Raw genomic sequence first — 18,251 nt, 5'->3', positions numbered from 1 at the left:
AAAAGCTGACTAATTTCCTTATTGATTAGTCAGCTTTTTTTAAGTGAATAAGTCCAAGTTCTAACGCACGTGTGGTAATTAAGTCATCAATTTCTTCTGGAATGTTTTCAAGTGTTCCCCATTTATATGTCCATAAATGAGTAAACGATTGTACATAGATTGGAAAGGTTTGTTCATTTGCTTTTATTGCTTCTTCTTTAAAAAAATGAATCAGTTGTTCAGTTTTCATATTAGTCTCCTTTTTTATGATCTTGAAGAGAGAAAAAAGACAACCCAGAGGCTGTCCTTTTGCGGGTTACGCTTCAGTTGGCTTGAACGTTTTACAGTCTGTTTCATAACTGCTTGCTGCATGTTTTCCGCTATGACTTACCACGTAAATTTCTTCTGCGCTGCAGTGATTTCCATTTTTCCAAAAGTGACAGTTATTTACTTCACAAAGAATGTTTTGTTCCAACGTTAACCCTCCTTTATATGTGATAGCTATAGTATGGTCAAAATTCAACTAACTTATAAGAAAGGTGGTAGACTTTCATTTTAATTGAGAATTTTTATCAATTAAACATTGACAAAGAGAATCATTCTCAATTAAACTGTGTATATAGTAAAGAATACAAGTTGTTGTCAAATCATTAAATGAATAATTAATTGGGAGGGAACAAACATGTCATCAGTTATGGTTGTAGGAGGAGACAGGTTAAAGCATATTACAGATCGTTTAGCGGGAGAAGGATTTAATGAAGTAATTCATTTAGATGGCCGTAAAAGCAATATGGTGAAGCGAGAAATACCCGAACATATTGGGTTTGTATTAGTTATTACGGATTTTATTAATCACAATATGGCAAAAGTCATTAAAGAGAAAGCAAAAAAACAAAAAAAACCAATTTATTTCGTCAAACATTCATGGAGTGCTATTCGTAAAGTGATTGAGCAAATTTCATGATTTAATTTTTAAATATTATTGAGAATGAATTTCAATTAGGGTGGTGAGACATAGGTGGAACCGATAAAAGTGCATATAAAGACACTCTCTAACGACCACATCGAACAATTTATTCGATGTCCGTACAAATTTTATCAGCAGCAGCTTCTTTTGAAAAAAACATCTATAGATTGGAAACAGCTTGTTCAAGTAACTGTCCATCAAATCATTAAAACATACTATAGCAAGCCCGTTGAGTATCGCTCAAACCTCTATGTTTTACAGCTTATTGAAAAATATTGGCGCCTAAAGCCAAATATGTTTTCATCACCCGTTCACTATTACGATGTGTTAGCTAAAGTAAGCGATTATTTACTAAGGTTTTTAGGAGAGAAAGCACATGTGGAACTACCGCTTTTTGTGTTTGAGAAATACAGCGTTTATGTAGAAGAAATTCAAAGCAACCTTTCTCTAACCATTGATTTTGCTGCATGGACAGAGAAGTCTTATACGGTAACAAAATTCATTCTAGATGACCATGAAGAAGTGAAAAACGCAATGAAAGACTTTATTATCGTTTTTTCGAAACAAGCTTTTAAAAAGGTTCCTGAACAAATTCGTTTTTATTCATTATTAACTGGAGAAACAACAACTTATCATATTGCACCAGACGATTATCAAAAAGCCATACTTCAACTACATATTGTCAAAAGTGTGTTAATGGAACCAAAACAATTTCAAAAGAATTATGCATCCAGTGAGTGTGAAAACTGTCCTCTTCAACGAGAATGCGCTGAAGAAGGGGATGTGCGGCCAACACTGCTGGTGTAAAGGAGCGTCATTTACATGAAGGAAATCTTACTAGCTTATGCGAGTATGTCAGGTAACACAGAAGCGATAGCCGATTTGATCGAAGAAGAATTAGTCAAGCATGGATTGCATGTGAAACGAGCAGAAGTATATGACACTGATGCTTCTGACCTTGTATCCGCAGAATCTATTATCTTTGGAGCTTATACGTGGGGAGATGGAGAGCTGCCAGATGATTTTTTAGATCTTTATGATGAAATGGATGATATAGATCTCAGTCAAAAGCAGATGGCTGTATTTGGCTCAGGTGATTCATCATATGATGTTTTTTGCGGAGCAGTTGATTTAATTGAAGAAAAAATAAAGAGACGTAACGGAAATATAGCCGTTCCCGGTTTGAAAATCGAGCTCTCTCCCTTTGGAGAAGATGTAGAAAAATGTAAGGTATTTGCTAAAGGTTTTGCTGAAGTAGTAGCAAAATCGGCTGCTTCATAAGAAAACCCGGTCAAGTGCTGACCGGGTTTTTTAATATGGCTTCTTTTTGCTGTATTCTTTATTATCTTTCATAAATAGACGCCAGAAATAAAAGAATCCAGGAAATAAAATAGCAAAGCCGACAATATACACAATAAATAAAGAATGAAACGCATCGGGATGTGTAAATCCATTCTCAATCGTTACGTTTGGATAGACAACATAAGGTAAATGACTTCGTCCGTATACGTAACTTGCTAAGAAATATTGAAGGATAATGGATACCACGGCTAAACGAGGCATGCCTTTTCCTTTTTGAGAAGGTAGCAGCAGAGCAATACCAGCTACTACAAATAGACCTACAGATCCGTAAAGAAGGGGCTTAAACTGCATCATTTTATCATATAACCAGCTTGCTTCTGATTGCATTGTAATCATAATAAAGATAGCCATTAGCAGGGAAAGAGGTCCCGTAATGAGCGCATCACGCCGATAGACCGCATAAGCTTCCATTTCGTCAGATGACTTCGAGTAATCCGCTAATAACAGAGACGATAGAAACAGCGAAGAGCTTATGGCAAATCCGATAAATGAATAGACGTGCGGACTTGAAAATACTTTTGCTAAATTTAATCGCTGCGTGCCATCAATTATATCAATAAATCCACCTTGACTTACTGGCAGTACAGCGATTAAAAAAGCAGGAATTAACACGCCGGATATACCGGATATATAAACCAACGCTCTCCGATATTTGAAGCTGCTAGCATAGTGTGAAAACACTAAAAATCCGCTTCGAATAGATAAGAGAAGTAAAATGATACTTCCGGGTATTAGTAACACTGTGCCAAGCGTAAATGTAGCTCGAGGGAAAAAACTAAACAGCGCAACAACAATCGCAACGATAAATACATTGGTTACTTCCCAAGTAGGCGATAAATATCTGTTTGCTACATCTGTAGCATTTGTTTTCGTACGATTAATATATACCATCGACCAAAAGCCAGCTCCAAAGTCCATCGTTCCCATTACGGCATAGATAAAAATGAAGCCCCATATTACAGTAATTGCTAGTAATGAATCACCCATATTCTCACATCCTTTTTAATCTGCTTGCGCAGCAAGCTCTTTAGAAAGCGGATTTCTTCTGAAATAAAACACCAGTACAAGGGCGACTGCAGCCACAAGTACGATATAAACAAGCAAAAATAAAAAAAATAAAATATGCAAATTAGCAGAAGTGGTAACTGCTTCTGATGTACGCATGATGCGATAAATGACCCAGGGCTGTCTTCCTGTACATGCAAAAATCCATCCGAATTCAATGCCCATGATCGCAAGAGGGCCTGTTGCGACAAATGCCCACATGAAAATTTTAGGGAAGCTTTTCTTCTTTAAAAACTTGTACCAAACAACGCCCACTAGCGCCACTAAAATTAAAATCGATCCGATAATGACCATACCGTTAAACAAGGTATGTACAAAAAGCGGCGGCCAATAATCCCTAGGGAAGTCATTGAGTCCAGTAATCACTGTATTAAAGCTATTACCCGACAAGAAGCTGAGCATCCATGGAAACTCAATTCCATACTTGACTCGCTGTTCTTTTTCATCTGTAAATCCGCCTAAGGCTAATGGCGCATGATCTTTCGTTTCAAATAGACCTTCAGCTGCTGCAAGTTTTTCGGGTTGATATTCATATACTTTTTGCATAGATTCATGTCCATTCAAAGCTGTTACAAAAGAAAAAATCCCGCCGATTACTAATCCCATCATCAACGCTTTATGATGAAATTTATATTCTCTTGGATTATGTTTTCGCGCACGAAGCATTTTAAAGGCAGCAACTGAAGCAATGACAAAGCCTCCGGTTGTATAAGCAGAAACGGCTACGTGACCGGACGTTACAAAGAAACTCGGATTAAAGAAAGCTGCCCAAGGATCTACGCTTACAATTTCGCCATTTAAAATTCGAAAGCCAGCAGGTGTTCCTTCAAATGCGTGCACGTTTGTAATTAAAACGGCAGAGGCAAGAGCGCCTATTGCTACTAAAATTAGACTGATAATCCTCATTTTTCGAGAAATACGGTCCGCTGCGTATACGTAAATAGAGAGAAACAGAGCCTCAATAAAGAAAGCATAAATTTCAATTTGAAAGGGAAGAGCCATCACTTTTCCTACGATTTCCATAAAACCCGGCCAAAGCAAAGCTAATTGTACACCAGCAATCGTTCCCGTAGGAATGGCGACTCCAAGCAGCACAGCAGCTCCTTTTGTCCAACGCTGTGCCATAAGTTCATAATCTTTATCTTTTGTTTTGTAGTAAAGAATTTCAGCCAATAAAATCATGAGAGGAATGCCGACGCCAAGAGTGGCAAAAATGATATGTACTCCCATGTTCAGACCAAACATTGAACGTGCAGTAACTAAATGATCCATTCATTTTTCAACCTTTCCAATAAAGTATTGATAAACCTTATTGTCCACTTTTTACCACGCTTTATGCATCAGAATTGGTAAAACATATAACTTGAAAATAGTAATCATTACGATTATAATAAGTGTATATTGTTTTAAAGGAGAGATATTTAATGAAAACAAATATTCATCCAGACTATCGTAAAGTTGTATTTATGGATACAAATAGCGGAACATCATTTTTATCAGGATCTACAAAACAATCAAATGAGACCGTTCAATGGGAAGATGGCAACACATATCCGCTTTTAAAAGTTGAAATCAGTTCGGATACACATCCATTTTATACAGGAAAACAAAAATTTGCTGATAAAGGCGGCCGTGTAGAACGCTTTAAGCAAAAATATAAATTACAATAAAAAAACTAGCCGGGAGGCTAGTTTTTTTATTAATATAATGCTTTTTTCAACGTATCAATGTTGTGTTGCATAATGGAGAAATAATCTTCTTTATTTTTAACATCGTTTTTTGTTAATGACTCTAAGTTATGAAGTGTTAAAGCTTGAGCTCCTACTTCATTTTTTACAAGCGTAGACACTTTAGGCTTTAAATTTTGGTCAAAGATAAAGTATTTGATATGGTCTTTTTTTGCTTGTTTTACGATGTTTTCTAATTGTTTTTGAGACGGCTCATTTGTAGGAGATAAACCCGCTACGCTAATTTGCTTTAAGCCGTATCGTTTTTCCCAGTAGCCATAGGCTGCATGTGATACTAAAATTTCTTTATGAGGTGCGTCGCCAATCGTTGTTTTTAACTCCTGGTCCACATCTTCAAGCTGAGTCTTTAACGATTGGAAGTTCTTTTCAAACTCTGCTTTTTTATCTGGTTTTAATTCAATAAGTTCGTCTTTAATATTTTCTGCTAATTGAATAGCTAAAACAGGATCAAGCCAAACGTGAGGGTCTGTATCTCCGTGGTTATGCTCTTCTTCATGGGCATGTTCGTCTTCGTGGGCATGCTCATCTTCAGAACTCTTTGCTAATTTAATTCCTTTTGCAGCTTCTACTAAAGCTACATCTTCATTTTTAAGTGTAGACTGTGCTTTATCTGCAAAACCTTCAAGTCCAATTCCTGAGTAAACAAATGCGTCCGCGTTGGCGATTTTGACCATTGTTTTTGTTGTAGGCTCAAATGAGTGCGCATCTACACCGGTTGGTAAAATGCTTTTAGCTTCTACATATTTTCCACCGATTTTTTCAGTAAAGTCCTGTAAAGGGTAGATTGTTGTATAAACTTCTAATTTTTTGTTTTTATTATCAGATGCGTTATTTGCACTGCTTGAACTGCACCCTGCAAGAGCTGTTCCAATTCCTAATGCAAGCACCATTAAAAGTGGTTTGAATTTCATTATGTTGCTCCTTCCGTTCGTATCGTAACCATTTATGATCTATGTTATTATATCGTAATTATTACGATTTGAAAACTAAAAATTTACGCACTTACTGTAAACTTAGGAAGGGGATCTTTGAGAGTAGCCCAATCTTGATTCATTTCCTCATTTGTCAGCAAACAGCGGTCTAAAGTTTCAATTATTTCAGCTTTGTTCATATCAATACCAATGAACACGAGCTCGTTAATACGATCTCCAAATTGTTCATCCCATTTTGCTCGTAATTCAGGCTCTTCTTTTAAGGTTTGTTCTCTTTCTTCCGGTGCGCAAGTTGCTATCCATTCACCCGCTGCTTGAATCATAATGGACGTACCCGCTTGAGAAAGAAGTCCTGCCATATTATTACGCGAAGCAAGCCAGAAAAATCCCTTTGCACGTACAATATCAACCGGCCAGTTCTCTAACCATTTCATAAAGCGTTCAGGATGAAGGGGACGATTCCTTCTGTATACAAAAGAAGAAATACCGAACTCTTCCGTTTCAGGCGTATGGTGCTCCTCATTTAATTCTTTAATCCATCCGGCTCCTTGACTAGCTTTTTCAAAGTCGAATAAGTCGGTATGAAGTATGGCTTCAAGGCTTACTTCACTATTAATTGTTTGGATAACAGTGGCTTCTGAGTTTAATTTGTGAAGAACAGCCTGCAGTTCATCTGCATCATCTTTTGTTAACAAATCAACTTTGTTTAACAAAATGACGTTTGCAAATTCAATTTGATCGATTAATAAATCAATCACTTCTCTTGTATCGTTTTCATCTGTTCCTTCTTTGCGGTCTAATAAGCTTTCGCCGGATGAAAAGTCTTCCCAAAAGCGATTGGCATCTACTACAGTGACCATCGTATCTAACGAACATTTCTGGGTTAAATCAATGCCAAGCTCTTCATCAATATAAGTAAATGTTTGAGCAACAGGGATAGGTTCGCTGATTCCAGAAGATTCAATGACAATATAATCAATATCACCATTGTCAGCTAGGTGTTCTACCTCTTTCATTAGATCGTCTCGAAGCGTACAGCAAATACAGCCATTTTGCATTTCAACAAGTTTTTCTTCTGTTCGAGAGAATCCGCCTTGTTTAACTAAGTCTGCATCAATATTTACTTCGCTCATGTCATTGACAATGACCGCGACCTTTAAACCTTCTTTATTTTTTAAAATATGGTTCAAAAGAGTTGTTTTACCTGAACCAAGGTATCCGCTTAAAACGGTAACGGGAATTTTTTTCACTGTTATAACCTACTTTCTTGTTTATAAATAATAATGATTACGATTTAACACTTTTCATCTTATAGGAAAAAGTATTATAATACAAGAAAGAATTTTTTTTATGAAGGAGAAGACAGCAGATGAGCTTATTACAAGATGTTTTAGAATTCAATCAAAAATTTGTAGAAGAAAAGAAGTATGAACTTTACGAAACAAGCAAATTCCCTGATAAAAAAATGGTTATTTTATCGTGTATGGACACAAGGTTGGTAGAATTACTTCCACACGCTTTGAATTTGCGCAACGGAGACGTGAAAATTGTTAAAAACGCAGGAGCGCTTGTTTCACATCCATTTGGAAGTATTATGCGAAGCATTTTAGTAGCTGTATATGAGCTTCAAGCAGATGAGGTATGTGTAATTGGTCACCACGACTGTGGAGCAGGTAAACTTCAGGCGGAACCTTTTTTAGAGAAAGTAAGAGCAAAAGGCATCTCAGATGAAGTGATTAATACCATTGAATATTCTATGGACTTGAAACAATGGTTAACGGGTTTTGATTCAGTAGAAGAGACTGTTCAGCATAGTGTAGAGACAATCCGTAATCATCCTCTATTTTCAAAAGATACTCCTGTACATGGACTAGTTATTGATCCAAATACAGGAAAGCTAGATGTTGTTGTAAATGGGTATGAAGCAATCGAAAACAACTAAAGCTTAGTGTGATTTTTTCTCAGGTACTTCATCGATGCCACCCGGATGGAACGGGTGGCATTTTAAAATGCGTTTTACAGTCAAATAAGATCCCTTTAAGGCACCAAAGCGTTTAATGGATTCAACTCCGTACTGGGAGCAAGTAGGGTAAAACCGGCACCTTGCCGGAAGAAAAGGTGAAATTCCTTTTTGATATCCTTTTATAAGTAAAAGCAAAAGCTTTGCAATCATTTATTATCACGTTCTTTCTTTCGTGTTTGCTCATACTATAAGGGATAGAAGGAATAAAAAGCAACTAAAAGAAATAAAGGTTATTAAATGGATGAAATATATCGGAATTGCATGGTATGATAGGTGAAAGAAGAAAAAAGGAGTGGTATTATGCCATCAGTAGAAAGTTTTGAGCTAGATCATAATGCGGTTAAAGCACCTTACGTAAGACACTGCGGTGTTCACAAAGTGGGAAGCGACGGCGTTGTAAATAAATTTGATATTCGTTTTTGCCAGCCAAACAAACAAGCAATGAAGCCCGACGTTATTCATACGTTAGAGCATTTATTAGCTTTTAACATTCGTACTCATGTAGAAAAATATGATCACTTTGATATTATTGATATTTCGCCTATGGGATGTCAAACTGGGTACTACTTAGTAGTGAGCGGCGAGCCGACTGTACGTGAAATTATTGACTTGTTAGACGATACGTTAAAAGATGCAATTAACATTACTGAAATTCCAGCAGCAAACGAAAAGCAGTGCGGTCAAGCGAAACTTCACGATTTAGAAGGAGCAAAACGCTTGATGAAGTTCTGGCTAGAACAGGACAAAGAAGATTTAGAAAAAGTATTTGGCTAAAAATAAGCAGTCCGCTGGACTGCTTATTTTATTTGAAAAAAGATGAAGAAGTTTCTCTGAGTCTAAAGAAAGGGAAATGTCTCTTTTTATGAAAAAAATGTTTTAATCAACTAAAAAAGGGTACAACTATATTATACAAAGAGTTCACAAAGGAGCGAAAAACATGGCAGCAAATGTAAATGAAATCGTTAATAAACAAGTAGCGAATTTTAGTGTAATGTACATAAAACTTCATAACTTTCACTGGTACGTAAAAGGTGAACAATTCTTCACTCTTCATGAAAAGTTTGAAGAGCTGTATACGGAAACAGCTACAATTATTGATGACCTTGCAGAACGCCTTTTAGCATTAGAAGGAAAACCTGTGGCAACAATGAAAGAATCGTTAGAACTTTCTTCTATTAAAGAAGCGGTTGGAAGCGAAACGGCTAAAGATATGGTTGCTTCTTTAGTAAGCGATTTTGATACGCTAACTGCTGAATTAAAAGAAGGAATGGACGCAGCCGGTGAAGCGGGCGATGAAACAACAGGAGACATGCTGTTAGCCATTCATCAAAGCTTAGAAAAGCATACGTGGATGTTAAAATCATTCCTAGGCAAATAATTAAAACCTGCGATTAATCGCAGGTTTTTTTATGATAAGATGGACGAACACTTTTTTTTCACCGGCATATACTGTAGGGATATGACTGCTGAAAGGGTGAAAAAAGTGGATATGCAGAAGCTTTCTGTCTTGATAATCTCAAGTTTAGGTTCACTGGCTTTTTTTTATTTGGAGAGTGGGACTATTTACTAATGGCTTTAGTAGCATTAGTGACAATGGATTATTTGACAGGCACGATTGCAGCTTTTATAAATAAACGTTTATCTAGCAAAGTAGGTTTTAAAGGAATTGCCAAAAAGATTTTTATTTTTGCCATGATTGCTGTAGCAAACTTTATCGATTCTGTATTTTGGGAAAACGGTCATATTATTCGAGATGGAGCTATTTTGTTCTATATTTTAAACGAAATGATTTCAATTACAGAAAACGCAAGAATTGTAGGGGTTCCGATTCCAGAGCCGTTAAAAAAAGCAATAGCGATTTTAAAAGACCGCTTTAAATCTTAGAGTGTATAAAAAAAGAATAAGATACAAATAAGAAAGATAAGTTGGCACTAGAAAGAAGGAGCTGAATATCTTTCATGACAAAAAAATATTATGTATCTCTGAGTTCAGGGGAAATCAATCAGTCAAATACTGCTTCAGATTGGAATTATGCGATTGAAGCAACAGATGAAGAAGTGGAGCAGCTGAGAACCTATTTAGATCAGCGCGCTTCAAGTGATTGGTCAAGCTTTTGGCGATCACATATTCCGTATCTGGAGTATCATCATGATTCTCAAAATGATATGTACGATAAAACAACAGTTGACATATATGCCATGCTTTATCAGCTGGGAGACGATGAAACAAAATCACATATCAAACAGATGAATATTTTATCTTCAGACAGAGTGGAATAAGGGGTAAAAAGTAAATAAAAAAAGTACGAGCATACTTTTCTTATCAGGTATGGCCGTAATGTATGATAAAATAAGGGAAAAATCAAATGGAGTTTGAGTCGACCATGTACACATTTAAGGATGCATATCATAATCAAGTATTTTTATCATTTGAAAAAAATCCATTCTCGAAAACTCCACGTCATGTTTGGGTCGTATGCAGGTATGAAAATCAATGGTTGCTAACGAATCACTCAAAACGAGGTTTAGAATTTCCCGGAGGAAAACTAGAAGGCAATGAAGTACCAGAAGAAGCAGCGGTTCGAGAAGTATTTGAAGAAACAGGCGGAGAAGTCTCTTCTTTAACTTATATTGGTCAGTACAAAGTAGTAAGTAAAGGAAAGACCATTATTAAAAATATTTATTTTGCTACTATTGGAAATGTAATTAAAAAAGAAGACTACATGGAAACAGATGGTCCCGTAATGATTGATGAACTACCTTCGGGCATTCAACAAGATGATGCATACAGCTTCATCATGAAAGATAATGTTTTACAATATGTAATGAAATATGTAAAGAGAACATTTTTGTAAAAGCATCGTATCAATAAAAATCCCCCCGTTTGTACGGGGGGATTTTTTATGAGCGTCGGATCAATTTCTTTTCTAAATAAGCAACGCCTTGGTACATAATCGTAGCGAAAATGGCAATTAATAATAAGCTGAGAAGAACAAGAGTAAAGTTGAAGACTTGGAAACCATAAATAATCATATATCCAAGCCCTTTCGAAGAAACTAAAAATTCTCCTACGATGACGCCTACCCAAGATAAGCCGACATTTACTTTAAATGTGGAAATAATGGCAGGCATGGAAGCTGGAAGAATTGCTTCTTTAAAACAGCGGGTTTTCGTTGCCCCGAAGCTTTTTAGTAATTTAATATAGTTTGGATCAACTTCTTTAAAGGCTGTGTAAACGACGATGGATGTAATGATAACGGATATAATCGCTCCCATCGTTAAAATTGAGAAAAATCCTGGCCCGATTGCTACAATTAAAATAGGGCCCAGCGCTACTTTAGGCATGGCGTTTAAAATAACGAGGTAAGGGTCTAATATATGTGCAAGCCTAGTTGAATACCAAAGGGCCGTTGCAAGTAAAATACCTAGTAATGTGCCTAGAATGAAGCCAAGAACCGTTTCAAATAATGTAAAACCAATATGTTCTGCCAGCGAGCCGTCGGCAAGTTTAATTAAAAATAAATGCCATACTTTAGTAGGGGAACTGAAAATTAAAGGGTCAATCCACTTTAAACGAGAAGCCAGTTCCCAGAAGCTAAAAAAGGCTAAGAACATGACCAGCTGCACGCTCAGTACTAATCGTTTTTCGCCCCGAACCTTGCGAAGGTAGCTTTCGTGAAGAGTATCTAGGGAGCTAGTGGGTTTCAAGTTGATCAAGCTCCTTCCATATGTCCATAAATAAATCGTTATAGACAGGGTGCTGTCGTGCTTCAAACGGAGAAAGGGTTCGTAAAATAGAAGGAACCGTGAATGTTTTTGCGATTTTTCCCGGCTTGGCTGAGAATAAAAAGATTCGGCTGCTCATAGCAATGGCTTCGCCGATATCGTGCGTGACCAAAACAGCCGTTTTTTGATAAGTCATCAGCGTTTTGGAGACAAGTTCTTCAAGCTTGAGTTTTGTTTGAAAATCAAGTGCTGAAAAAGGTTCATCTAAGAGTAAAATAGCGGGGTCAATGGCAAGTGTTCGGACTAAAGCGACGCGTTGTCTCATGCCTCCGGATAACTGGTGTGGATATAGGTCATCTACGCCTTGTAGACCAATTTCTTTTAGGAGTAACAGTGCTTTACTCTCTGTTTTATCTGTTAGCTGTCCGCGAATTTCAAGCCCAAGTAAAATATTTTCTTTAATGGTTTTCCACGGAAACAAATAATCTTGTTGAAGCATATAACCGATATTTGGGACTGATGTTCCAATATTTTCACCGTCTATTGTGACAAAGCCGGACGTTGGTTCAATCAAGCCTGCAATAATCGATAGAAGCGTCGTTTTTCCACATCCGCTTGGGCCGAGAAAGGAAACAAATTCTCCTTCTTCAATAGACAAATTAATATGTTCAAGTGCAGTGGTAGCAGACTTTGTCGTAAGATACATATGCTGAACATCTTGAATGTGAAGTTTTGTCATATTACTCACTCATTGCATCTTTTGCGAATTTTGTGTTGACTAGCTTGTTGTGATCGATGTGTCTTGGAAGTTCTCCAGATTCATCCATGATTTTTTGTAAATGATCCCACTCTTTTTGATCTAATAAAGGGTTAGTTGCAAAAGATTTTTGGGATTTATAGCGGTCAATCACGGTTTTTAGCGTGTCTTTAGGTGTATCTTCAAAATACGGTGCAACCACTTCAGCAATTTCATCTGTGCTATGTGTATTCACCCATTTTTGTGCTTTGTAAATAGCTCGAGTAAATTTAGCTGCTGCTTCAGGGTTATCTTTTAAATAGCTTTCTTTGGCCATAAATGTTGTATAAGGAACTGTTCCTGATTCTTTTCCGAAGGAAGCAACGATATGTCCTTTTCCTTGTTGCTCTAAAATACTAGCCGTTGGCTCAAATAATTGAACGTAATCTCCAGTACCAGAAGCAAAAGCATTCGCAACGTTAGCAAAATCAATGTTTTGAACGAGTTTTACATCTTTTTTAGGATCAATATTATGCTGTTTCAACACATATTCCCCTACCATTTGCGGCATGCCGCCTTTACGTTGACCAAGAAACGTTTTGCCTTTAAGCTGATCCCATGAGAATTGATCGACCTTTTTTCGCGCTACTAGAAATGTTCCGTCGGTTTGGGTTAGTTGTGCAAAGTTGATGACGGGATCACTAGATCCCTGTGCATATACGTAGATTGAAGTTTCCGAGCCGACTAAGGCGACGTCGATGCCGTCAGATAAAAGTGACGTCATTGTCTTATCTCCGCCCCACGTTGTTTTTAAATCTACTTTTAGTCCTTCTTCTTCAAAAAAGCCTTTTGAAATAGCAACGTACTGGGGAGCATAAAAGATAGAGCGAGTTACTTCGCCGACACGAACCGTTTGTACAGATGTTGTTTTGCTGCAGCTAATTAGTGGGATGAGTAAAATCATAATAGCAAGCAAAGAAAAGAGCCATTTGATTGGTTTCATAAAGCAAACCTCCTTAAAAGAATAAAATATTTTATGATAATGTATGTAAGAAAGTAGAAGAAGGTGAGTGCCTACATAACCATGTGGAAAATCAAAGAAGTATTAGACAACGATTGAAAGTCCACCGTGGCGGGAAAAAATATACCACTCATATAAAGAATGGAGGAAAAAAATGAAAGATGGAACAATTCTTCATAAACAGCGTTTCCCATCATCAAACCCTCGCGTGGCGCTGTGGGTGATTACATATGCATGTCAAGGGCTTAAGATTAAAGGAATGCTCGCAGAGCCAAAAGAAAAAGGAATGTATGACGGCTTTTTATACTTAAGAGGAGGTATTAAGAACGTAGGAACGGTTCGTCCTGCTCGACTTATTCAATTTGCTTCTCAAGGTTTTATTGTGATGGCTCCGTTCTATAGGGGAAATCAAGGAGGCGAAGGAAACGAAGATTTTGCAGGAGATGATCGTTACGATGCTTTTGCTGCTTACGATTTACTGAAACAGCTCCCTAACGTCCACCATGACCGCATTCATATTTTTGGGTTTTCAAGAGGGGGAGTAATGGCTTTACTCACAGCTATTGAAAAAAGCGACAGCCGTTCTCTTGTGTTATGGGGAGGCGTCACGGATATGGTGCTGACATATGAAGAAAGAGAAGATTTAAGAAGAATGATGAAGCGGGTGATTGGAGGAACTCCTTCTAAATACCCTGAAAGATACGAATGGAGGACACCTTTGCACCGTGCTCATCTCGTCGAGCCGCCGGTCTTGCTTATTCATGGTTTAGAAGATAAAAACGTGTCGATTGATCATTCCTATCAGCTCGAATCTAAACTAAAGAAGTCCAATAAAAAAGTTACCAGCTGGTACTTCGAAAACTTTCCACATGCTTTTCCACCAAAAGAAAACCGAGAAACGGTGAAGAAGTTAACGAAGTGGATGAAAGCGCAATAAAAGATATGCTACGATAGAGAAAACAAGTAGAATAACAGTGAGGAGTGAGAAAAAATGGGGATGCCGCTAGAATTAAATACAATGATTGTGACAAAAGGCAACGAAAAGCGTGTAACGGATAACATTTTTCAAATTGAGAAAAAAGGATATCGCTTGTATCCGTTAGATATTCCATTAAACATTCACAAAACGAAAACTGGAGAATGTATTGGAACTGCTGTTGTGCGTAAGGTAGAAATGGAGCAGGAAAAAACCATTGTCACATATGAACTGACAAAATTACATTCGACTAATTAAAAAACCGATCGTCTCTAAGACGATCGGTTTTTTATTAGACTCTAGGTCCGCCTAATGTTGAAATGTCAGATGCTACATCATTAAAACGCTTGAAATTAGCTTTGAATTTAGCAGCAAGCTCAGTTGCTTTTTGATTATAAGCTGTTGCATCGTTCCATGCTTTAGAAGGCTGAAGCACTTCATCAGGAACTCCCGGAACATGAGTTGGAATCGATAAACCAAAAATAGCGTCTGTTACTGTTTCGGTATTAGCTAGTTCTCCTTCAAGGGCTGCTTGAACCATAGCTCGAGTGTAACTTAACTTCATTCGTTCGCCCACGCCGTATTCACCGCCGGTCCATCCAGTATTTACAAGGTAGACATTTACATTATGTTCATCGATTTTCTTTCCTAGCATTTCTGCATAAGTTGTTGGAGCAAGAGGCAAGAAAGGCTCACCAAAGCATGTAGAGAAAGTAGCCTGTGGCGATGTTACGCCGCGCTCTGTTCCAGCTAACTTACTAGTGTATCCGCTCAGAAAATGGTACATCGCTTGTTCTTTTGTAAGCTTGCTGATTGGAGGCAAGACGCCGAAAGCATCGGCAGTTAAAAAGACAATAGCTGTAGGGTGCCCAGCAACGCTTGGCAATACCGTATTATCAATAGAGTCAATTGAATAAGCGGCACGAGTATTCTCTGTTAAACTATTATCATTGTAATCTGCTACTTTCGTATTTTGATTTAACACCACATTTTCCAGTACGGCGCCGAAGCGAATTGCATTGAAAATTTGCGGTTCTTTTTCTTCAGAAAGCTGAATGCACTTCGCGTAGCATCCTCCTTCAATATTAAATACACCAGAGCTTGACCAACCGTGCTCGTCATCTCCGATTAAACGACGGTTTGCATCAGCAGAAAGCGTTGTTTTACCCGTTCCAGATAAACCAAAGAATAATGCAACGTCACCTTCTTCTCCTACGTTAGCAGAACAGTGCATGGATAGAATATTGTTTTGAGGAAGCAAGAAGTTCATCACTGAGAAAATAGATTTTTTCATTTCACCAGCGTATTCAGTTCCTCCAATTAGCACAATACGTCGCTCTAACGAAAGAATAATGAAGGTTTCAGAATTCGTCCCGTCTGTTTCGGGATCAGCTTTGAACGTTGGAGCTGCTACAATTGTAAACGGCTTCACATCATCATTTGTTTTTTGTTCGGCTGAAGGGCGAATGAATAACTGCTGAGCGAATAGGTTGTGCCATGCAAATTCATTAACTACTTGAATTGGTAACTGATACTTTTTATCAGCTCCAGCATATCCATTAAAAACAAAAAGTTCATCCTGCTTTTTTAAGTGGGTTAAGACTTTTTTGTATAGCGCATCGAATCGCTGAGCAGAAATTGGCTGATTGACAGGTCCCCATTCAACCGTTTTTGAAGACACAGCATCGCTTACAATAAATTTATCTAAAGGAGAGCGACCTGTATATTTTCCGGTTTCGACTGACACAGCACCTGTAGAAGTCAGCGTTCCTTCGCGTCGAGCTAGAATTTTTTCAACAAGTTGTGGAACAGATAATTGGTGTTTTGTTGTTTTTAATTGAAGCAAACCATTTAATTCGATAGACATATCAACAGTACTCATGTGCACTACCTTCCTTTTTTAGCTATTATTTATTCATTAATGTTTGAAATTTATAATTAGTATAACACATTTATTTAATTATTCTATACTATTTAATTAAAAATGTTTGTGTATTATAAAAAAATGTACGTTATACCTATTTTAGACACATGTATATGTGCCAAAAGCGAAAAAAAGTGAAGCTGTTTTAAGTGAAAGCCTCATTTTGATCTGTCTTATTAACCAAACTTAGTGATGATTCTTAATAAGATGTACTATTTCAGAATTTGAGTATGTTACATTAAAACAGGTTCAAACATAAAGAGATGATTTCCATTTGAATGTTGTTGACAGTGAAGCGCTTTTTCATGTATTATATGTCCTTGAACGGATACTCTCTTATCCCGAGCTGGTGGAGGGACAGGCCCTATGAAACCCAGCAACCATCGTCATTTTTTTGTGTAGACGATAAGGTGCTAACCTGATGCAAGGGCACAACCTTGATCGATAAGAGTGAAAGGCTTATGTAGAATTTGATACCTTTCCTCGATACAAGGAAAGGTTTTTTTATATTTTTTAACGTGTAATGAAAATAAGGGAATGAGTACCGTATCACAATGTATCGTATTTATAAGGAGGAAAACTGATGTCAACACAACGTCGTCTGTTCACGTCAGAATCTGTTACAGAGGGACATCCCGATAAAATTTGTGACCAAATTTCTGACTCAATTCTTGATGCTATCCTAGCAAAGGATCCAAATGCTCGTGTTGCTTGTGAAACAAGCGTAACAACTGGTTTAGTTTTAGTAAGTGGTGAAATTACAACTTCTACTTACGTGGATATTCCTAAAACAGTTCGTGAAACAATTAAAGGAATTGGCTATACTCGTGCAAAATACGGATTTGATGCTGAAACTTGTGCAGTATTAACATCTATCGACGAGCAGTCAGCTGATATCGCTGCTGGTGTAGACCAAGCGTTAGAAGCACGTGAAGGTCAAATGTCAGATGAAGAAATCGAAGCAATCGGAGCTGGAGACCAAGGGTTAATGTTTGGTTATGCATGTAACGAAACAAAAGAATTAATGCCTCTTCCAATTTCATTAGCTCATAAACTTGCTCGCCGTCTAACAGAAGTACGTAAAGAAGAAATTCTTCCTTACCTTCGCCCAGATGGTAAAACACAAGTAACAGTTGAATATGATGAAAACAACAAACCTGTTCGCATTGATACAATTGTTATTTCAACTCAGCATCACCCAGAAGTAACGTTAGAGCAAATTCAACGTAACTTAAAAGAATATGTTATTAATCCAGTTGTTCCAAACGAGTTAATTGATGAAAATACAAAGTATTTCATTAACCCAACAGGACGTTTCGTAATCGGCGGTCCTCAAGGAGATGCTGGTTTAACTGGTCGTAAGATTATCGTTGATACTTACGGCGGATATGCTCGTCACGGCGGCGGTGCATTCTCTGGTAAGGACGCAACAAAAGTAGACCGTTCAGCAGCTTATGCAGCTCGTTATGTTGCGAAAAACATTGTAGCAGCTGATCTTGCTGACAAATGTGAAGTACAACTAGCATATGCAATTGGTGTTGCACAACCAGTATCTATTTCAATTGATACATTCGGTACAGGAAAAGTTTCTGAAGAAGTACTAGTAGACGTAGTACGCAAAAACTTTGACCTACGTCCAGCAGGCATCATTAAAATGCTTGATTTACGTCGCCCAATTTATAAGCAAACAGCAGCTTACGGCCACTTTGGTCGTACGGATGTGGAGCTTCCTTGGGAGTTCACAGACAAAGCGGAAGCATTAAAAACTCAAGCTTTAGCTAAATAATAAAAAA

At 37.5% G+C, this 18,251-nt stretch carries 23 protein-coding genes, 1 pseudogene and 1 riboswitch; of the genes and pseudogenes, 13 read left to right on the top strand and 11 right to left on the bottom strand.

Annotation, left to right across the window (positions count from 1 at the left end; translation table 11 throughout):
- Positions 1–25: 25 nt before the first annotated feature.
- Together Q5794_RS25035 and Q5794_RS25030 are read right to left on the bottom strand one after the other, a co-directional pair.
- The gene (locus tag Q5794_RS25035) at positions 26–229 is read right to left on the bottom strand and encodes a hypothetical protein (protein WP_013059559.1); all 204 of its coding nucleotides are present in this window, start codon (positions 227–229) and stop codon (positions 26–28) included.
- 66 nt (positions 230–295) lie between these two features.
- Positions 296–454, bottom strand: coding sequence for a DUF1540 domain-containing protein (locus Q5794_RS25030; protein WP_013059558.1), 159 nt, complete (start codon positions 452–454; stop codon positions 296–298).
- 207 nt (positions 455–661) lie between these two features.
- Between Q5794_RS25030 and Q5794_RS25025 the strand changes: the two genes are divergently transcribed.
- From Q5794_RS25025 to Q5794_RS25015, 3 genes are read left to right on the top strand one after another with little or no spacing between them, the layout of a single operon-like run.
- A complete protein-coding gene (locus Q5794_RS25025) occupies positions 662–943 on the top strand; it encodes a DUF2325 domain-containing protein (RefSeq protein WP_013059557.1) in 282 nt (93 codons plus the stop codon).
- A gap of 54 nt (positions 944–997) precedes the next feature.
- Positions 998–1,753 carry a hypothetical protein gene (locus Q5794_RS25020; protein WP_226897414.1) on the top strand — a complete coding sequence of 252 codons (756 nt, stop codon included), beginning with the start codon at positions 998–1,000 and terminating at the stop codon, positions 1,751–1,753.
- A 15-nt stretch (positions 1,754–1,768) separates the two neighbouring features.
- Positions 1,769–2,227, top strand: coding sequence for a flavodoxin (locus Q5794_RS25015; protein WP_214987586.1), 459 nt, complete (start codon positions 1,769–1,771; stop codon positions 2,225–2,227).
- Between the two features lie 30 nt (positions 2,228–2,257).
- Here Q5794_RS25015 and Q5794_RS25010 read toward each other — a convergent pair whose 3' ends face one another.
- Both Q5794_RS25010 and Q5794_RS25005 read right to left on the bottom strand, forming a co-directional pair.
- Positions 2,258–3,295, bottom strand: coding sequence for a cytochrome d ubiquinol oxidase subunit II (locus tag Q5794_RS25010; RefSeq protein WP_013059554.1), 1,038 nt, complete (start codon positions 3,293–3,295; stop codon positions 2,258–2,260).
- 15 nt (positions 3,296–3,310) lie between these two features.
- A complete protein-coding gene (locus tag Q5794_RS25005; RefSeq protein WP_192995507.1) occupies positions 3,311–4,645 on the bottom strand; it encodes a cytochrome ubiquinol oxidase subunit I in 1,335 nt (444 codons plus the stop codon).
- Between the two features lie 152 nt (positions 4,646–4,797).
- On the opposite strand from Q5794_RS25005, the gene Q5794_RS25000 reads away from it, so the two are divergent.
- Positions 4,798–5,043, top strand: a complete 246-nt coding sequence (locus tag Q5794_RS25000) for a type B 50S ribosomal protein L31 (RefSeq protein WP_013059552.1) — start codon at positions 4,798–4,800, stop codon at positions 5,041–5,043.
- A gap of 29 nt (positions 5,044–5,072) precedes the next feature.
- Here the strand turns inward: Q5794_RS25000 and Q5794_RS24995 are convergent, their stop codons facing one another.
- Positions 5,073–6,032 carry a metal ABC transporter substrate-binding protein gene (locus Q5794_RS24995; protein WP_013085271.1) on the bottom strand — a complete coding sequence of 320 codons (960 nt, stop codon included), beginning with the start codon at positions 6,030–6,032 and terminating at the stop codon, positions 5,073–5,075.
- 83 nt (positions 6,033–6,115) lie between these two features.
- Entirely contained in the window at positions 6,116–7,303 is a 1,188-nt protein-coding gene (locus Q5794_RS24990) for a GTP-binding protein (RefSeq protein WP_374988521.1), read from the bottom strand.
- 119 nt (positions 7,304–7,422) lie between these two features.
- On the opposite strand from Q5794_RS24990, the gene Q5794_RS24985 reads away from it, so the two are divergent.
- A complete protein-coding gene (locus tag Q5794_RS24985; RefSeq protein ID WP_013085269.1) occupies positions 7,423–7,995 on the top strand; it encodes a carbonic anhydrase in 573 nt (190 codons plus the stop codon).
- Between the two features lie 3 nt (positions 7,996–7,998).
- Here Q5794_RS24985 and yidD read toward each other — a convergent pair whose 3' ends face one another.
- On the bottom strand, positions 7,999–8,226 hold the full coding sequence (gene yidD, locus Q5794_RS24980) for a membrane protein insertion efficiency factor YidD (RefSeq protein WP_192995511.1): 228 nt from the start codon (positions 8,224–8,226) through the stop codon (positions 7,999–8,001).
- A gap of 150 nt (positions 8,227–8,376) precedes the next feature.
- Between yidD and Q5794_RS24975 the strand changes: the two genes are divergently transcribed.
- From Q5794_RS24975 to ytkD, 5 genes and pseudogenes are all read left to right on the top strand, one after another.
- Complete coding sequence (locus Q5794_RS24975) at positions 8,377–8,850, top strand: S-ribosylhomocysteine lyase (protein ID WP_013059547.1); 474 nt, start codon at positions 8,377–8,379, stop codon at positions 8,848–8,850.
- Between the two features lie 163 nt (positions 8,851–9,013).
- Positions 9,014–9,454 carry a Dps family protein gene (locus Q5794_RS24970; protein WP_214987582.1) on the top strand — a complete coding sequence of 147 codons (441 nt, stop codon included), beginning with the start codon at positions 9,014–9,016 and terminating at the stop codon, positions 9,452–9,454.
- Positions 9,455–9,535: 81 nt separating this feature from the next.
- Positions 9,536–9,960: pseudogene (locus Q5794_RS24965) on the top strand (holin family protein).
- Positions 9,961–10,034: 74 nt separating this feature from the next.
- Positions 10,035–10,355 (top strand): hydrolase, encoded by a 321-nt coding sequence (locus Q5794_RS24960; RefSeq protein ID WP_192995515.1) that lies wholly within the window; start codon positions 10,035–10,037, stop codon positions 10,353–10,355.
- A 104-nt stretch (positions 10,356–10,459) separates the two neighbouring features.
- Complete coding sequence (gene ytkD, locus Q5794_RS24955) at positions 10,460–10,930, top strand: RNA deprotection pyrophosphohydrolase (protein ID WP_013059543.1); 471 nt, start codon at positions 10,460–10,462, stop codon at positions 10,928–10,930.
- A 46-nt stretch (positions 10,931–10,976) separates the two neighbouring features.
- On the opposite strand, the gene Q5794_RS24950 is transcribed toward ytkD, so the two are convergent.
- The 3 genes from Q5794_RS24950 to Q5794_RS24940 are packed head-to-tail and all read right to left on the bottom strand — an operon-like array spanning position 10,977 to position 13,540.
- Positions 10,977–11,783 (bottom strand): ABC transporter permease, encoded by an 807-nt coding sequence (locus tag Q5794_RS24950; protein WP_192995517.1) that lies wholly within the window; start codon positions 11,781–11,783, stop codon positions 10,977–10,979.
- Positions 11,770–12,540: an ABC transporter ATP-binding protein gene (locus Q5794_RS24945; protein ID WP_057233120.1), complete on the bottom strand. Its 771-nt coding sequence runs from the start codon at positions 12,538–12,540 to the stop codon at positions 11,770–11,772. The genes Q5794_RS24950 and Q5794_RS24945 overlap by 14 nt, the downstream gene beginning before the upstream one ends.
- A 1-nt stretch (position 12,541) precedes the next feature.
- On the bottom strand, positions 12,542–13,540 hold the full coding sequence (locus Q5794_RS24940; protein WP_192995519.1) for an ABC transporter substrate-binding protein: 999 nt from the start codon (positions 13,538–13,540) through the stop codon (positions 12,542–12,544).
- Between the two features lie 172 nt (positions 13,541–13,712).
- Between Q5794_RS24940 and Q5794_RS24935 the strand changes: the two genes are divergently transcribed.
- The gene (locus Q5794_RS24935) at positions 13,713–14,495 is read left to right on the top strand and encodes a S9 family peptidase (protein WP_214987581.1); all 783 of its coding nucleotides are present in this window, start codon (positions 13,713–13,715) and stop codon (positions 14,493–14,495) included.
- Positions 14,496–14,549: 54 nt separating this feature from the next.
- Complete coding sequence (locus tag Q5794_RS24930) at positions 14,550–14,792, top strand: DUF2584 domain-containing protein (protein ID WP_013085261.1); 243 nt, start codon at positions 14,550–14,552, stop codon at positions 14,790–14,792.
- A gap of 34 nt (positions 14,793–14,826) precedes the next feature.
- On the opposite strand, the gene pckA is transcribed toward Q5794_RS24930, so the two are convergent.
- The gene (gene pckA / locus Q5794_RS24925) at positions 14,827–16,416 is read right to left on the bottom strand and encodes a phosphoenolpyruvate carboxykinase (ATP) (RefSeq protein ID WP_028411848.1); all 1,590 of its coding nucleotides are present in this window, start codon (positions 16,414–16,416) and stop codon (positions 14,827–14,829) included.
- 375 nt (positions 16,417–16,791) lie between these two features.
- Positions 16,792–16,909, top strand: a riboswitch (SAM riboswitch).
- Between the two features lie 132 nt (positions 16,910–17,041).
- On the opposite strand from pckA, the gene metK reads away from it, so the two are divergent.
- A complete protein-coding gene (gene metK / locus Q5794_RS24920; RefSeq protein WP_013059536.1) occupies positions 17,042–18,244 on the top strand; it encodes a methionine adenosyltransferase in 1,203 nt (400 codons plus the stop codon).
- The last annotated feature ends 7 nt before the right edge of the window (positions 18,245–18,251 follow it).

The sequence above is a fragment of the Priestia megaterium genome, assembly GCF_041941685.1.
Classification (GTDB): Bacteria; Bacillota; Bacilli; order Bacillales; family Bacillaceae_H; genus Priestia; species Priestia megaterium_C.
This window is presented reverse-complemented; position numbering and strand designations above follow the sequence as displayed.

What these genes read in the sequence shown, in the direction of transcription:
- Q5794_RS25035 (WP_013059559.1), bottom strand. Translation starts at nt 229, where the DNA reads ATGAAAACTGAACAACTGATTCATTTTTTTAAAGAAGAAGCAATAAAA.
- Q5794_RS25025 (WP_013059557.1), top strand. Translation starts at nt 662, where the DNA reads ATGTCATCAGTTATGGTTGTAGGAGGAGACAGGTTAAAGCATATTACA.
- Q5794_RS25015 (WP_214987586.1), top strand. Translation starts at nt 1,769, where the DNA reads ATGAAGGAAATCTTACTAGCTTATGCGAGTATGTCAGGTAACACAGAA.
- Q5794_RS25010 (WP_013059554.1), bottom strand. Translation starts at nt 3,295, where the DNA reads ATGGGTGATTCATTACTAGCAATTACTGTAATATGGGGCTTCATTTTT.
- Q5794_RS25005 (WP_192995507.1), bottom strand. Translation starts at nt 4,645, where the DNA reads ATGGATCATTTAGTTACTGCACGTTCAATGTTTGGTCTGAACATGGGA.
- Q5794_RS25000 (WP_013059552.1), top strand. Translation starts at nt 4,798, where the DNA reads ATGAAAACAAATATTCATCCAGACTATCGTAAAGTTGTATTTATGGAT.
- Q5794_RS24995 (WP_013085271.1), bottom strand. Translation starts at nt 6,032, where the DNA reads ATGAAATTCAAACCACTTTTAATGGTGCTTGCATTAGGAATTGGAACA.
- Q5794_RS24985 (WP_013085269.1), top strand. Translation starts at nt 7,423, where the DNA reads ATGAGCTTATTACAAGATGTTTTAGAATTCAATCAAAAATTTGTAGAA.
- yidD (WP_192995511.1), bottom strand. Translation starts at nt 8,226, where the DNA reads ATGATTGCAAAGCTTTTGCTTTTACTTATAAAAGGATATCAAAAAGGA.
- Q5794_RS24975 (WP_013059547.1), top strand. Translation starts at nt 8,377, where the DNA reads ATGCCATCAGTAGAAAGTTTTGAGCTAGATCATAATGCGGTTAAAGCA.
- Q5794_RS24970 (WP_214987582.1), top strand. Translation starts at nt 9,014, where the DNA reads ATGGCAGCAAATGTAAATGAAATCGTTAATAAACAAGTAGCGAATTTT.
- Q5794_RS24960 (WP_192995515.1), top strand. Translation starts at nt 10,035, where the DNA reads ATGACAAAAAAATATTATGTATCTCTGAGTTCAGGGGAAATCAATCAG.
- ytkD (WP_013059543.1), top strand. Translation starts at nt 10,460, where the DNA reads ATGTACACATTTAAGGATGCATATCATAATCAAGTATTTTTATCATTT.
- Q5794_RS24945 (WP_057233120.1), bottom strand. Translation starts at nt 12,540, where the DNA reads ATGACAAAACTTCACATTCAAGATGTTCAGCATATGTATCTTACGACA.
- Q5794_RS24940 (WP_192995519.1), bottom strand. Translation starts at nt 13,540, where the DNA reads ATGAAACCAATCAAATGGCTCTTTTCTTTGCTTGCTATTATGATTTTA.
- Q5794_RS24935 (WP_214987581.1), top strand. Translation starts at nt 13,713, where the DNA reads ATGAAAGATGGAACAATTCTTCATAAACAGCGTTTCCCATCATCAAAC.
- Q5794_RS24930 (WP_013085261.1), top strand. Translation starts at nt 14,550, where the DNA reads ATGGGGATGCCGCTAGAATTAAATACAATGATTGTGACAAAAGGCAAC.
- pckA (WP_028411848.1), bottom strand. Translation starts at nt 16,416, where the DNA reads ATGAGTACTGTTGATATGTCTATCGAATTAAATGGTTTGCTTCAATTA.
- metK (WP_013059536.1), top strand. Translation starts at nt 17,042, where the DNA reads ATGTCAACACAACGTCGTCTGTTCACGTCAGAATCTGTTACAGAGGGA.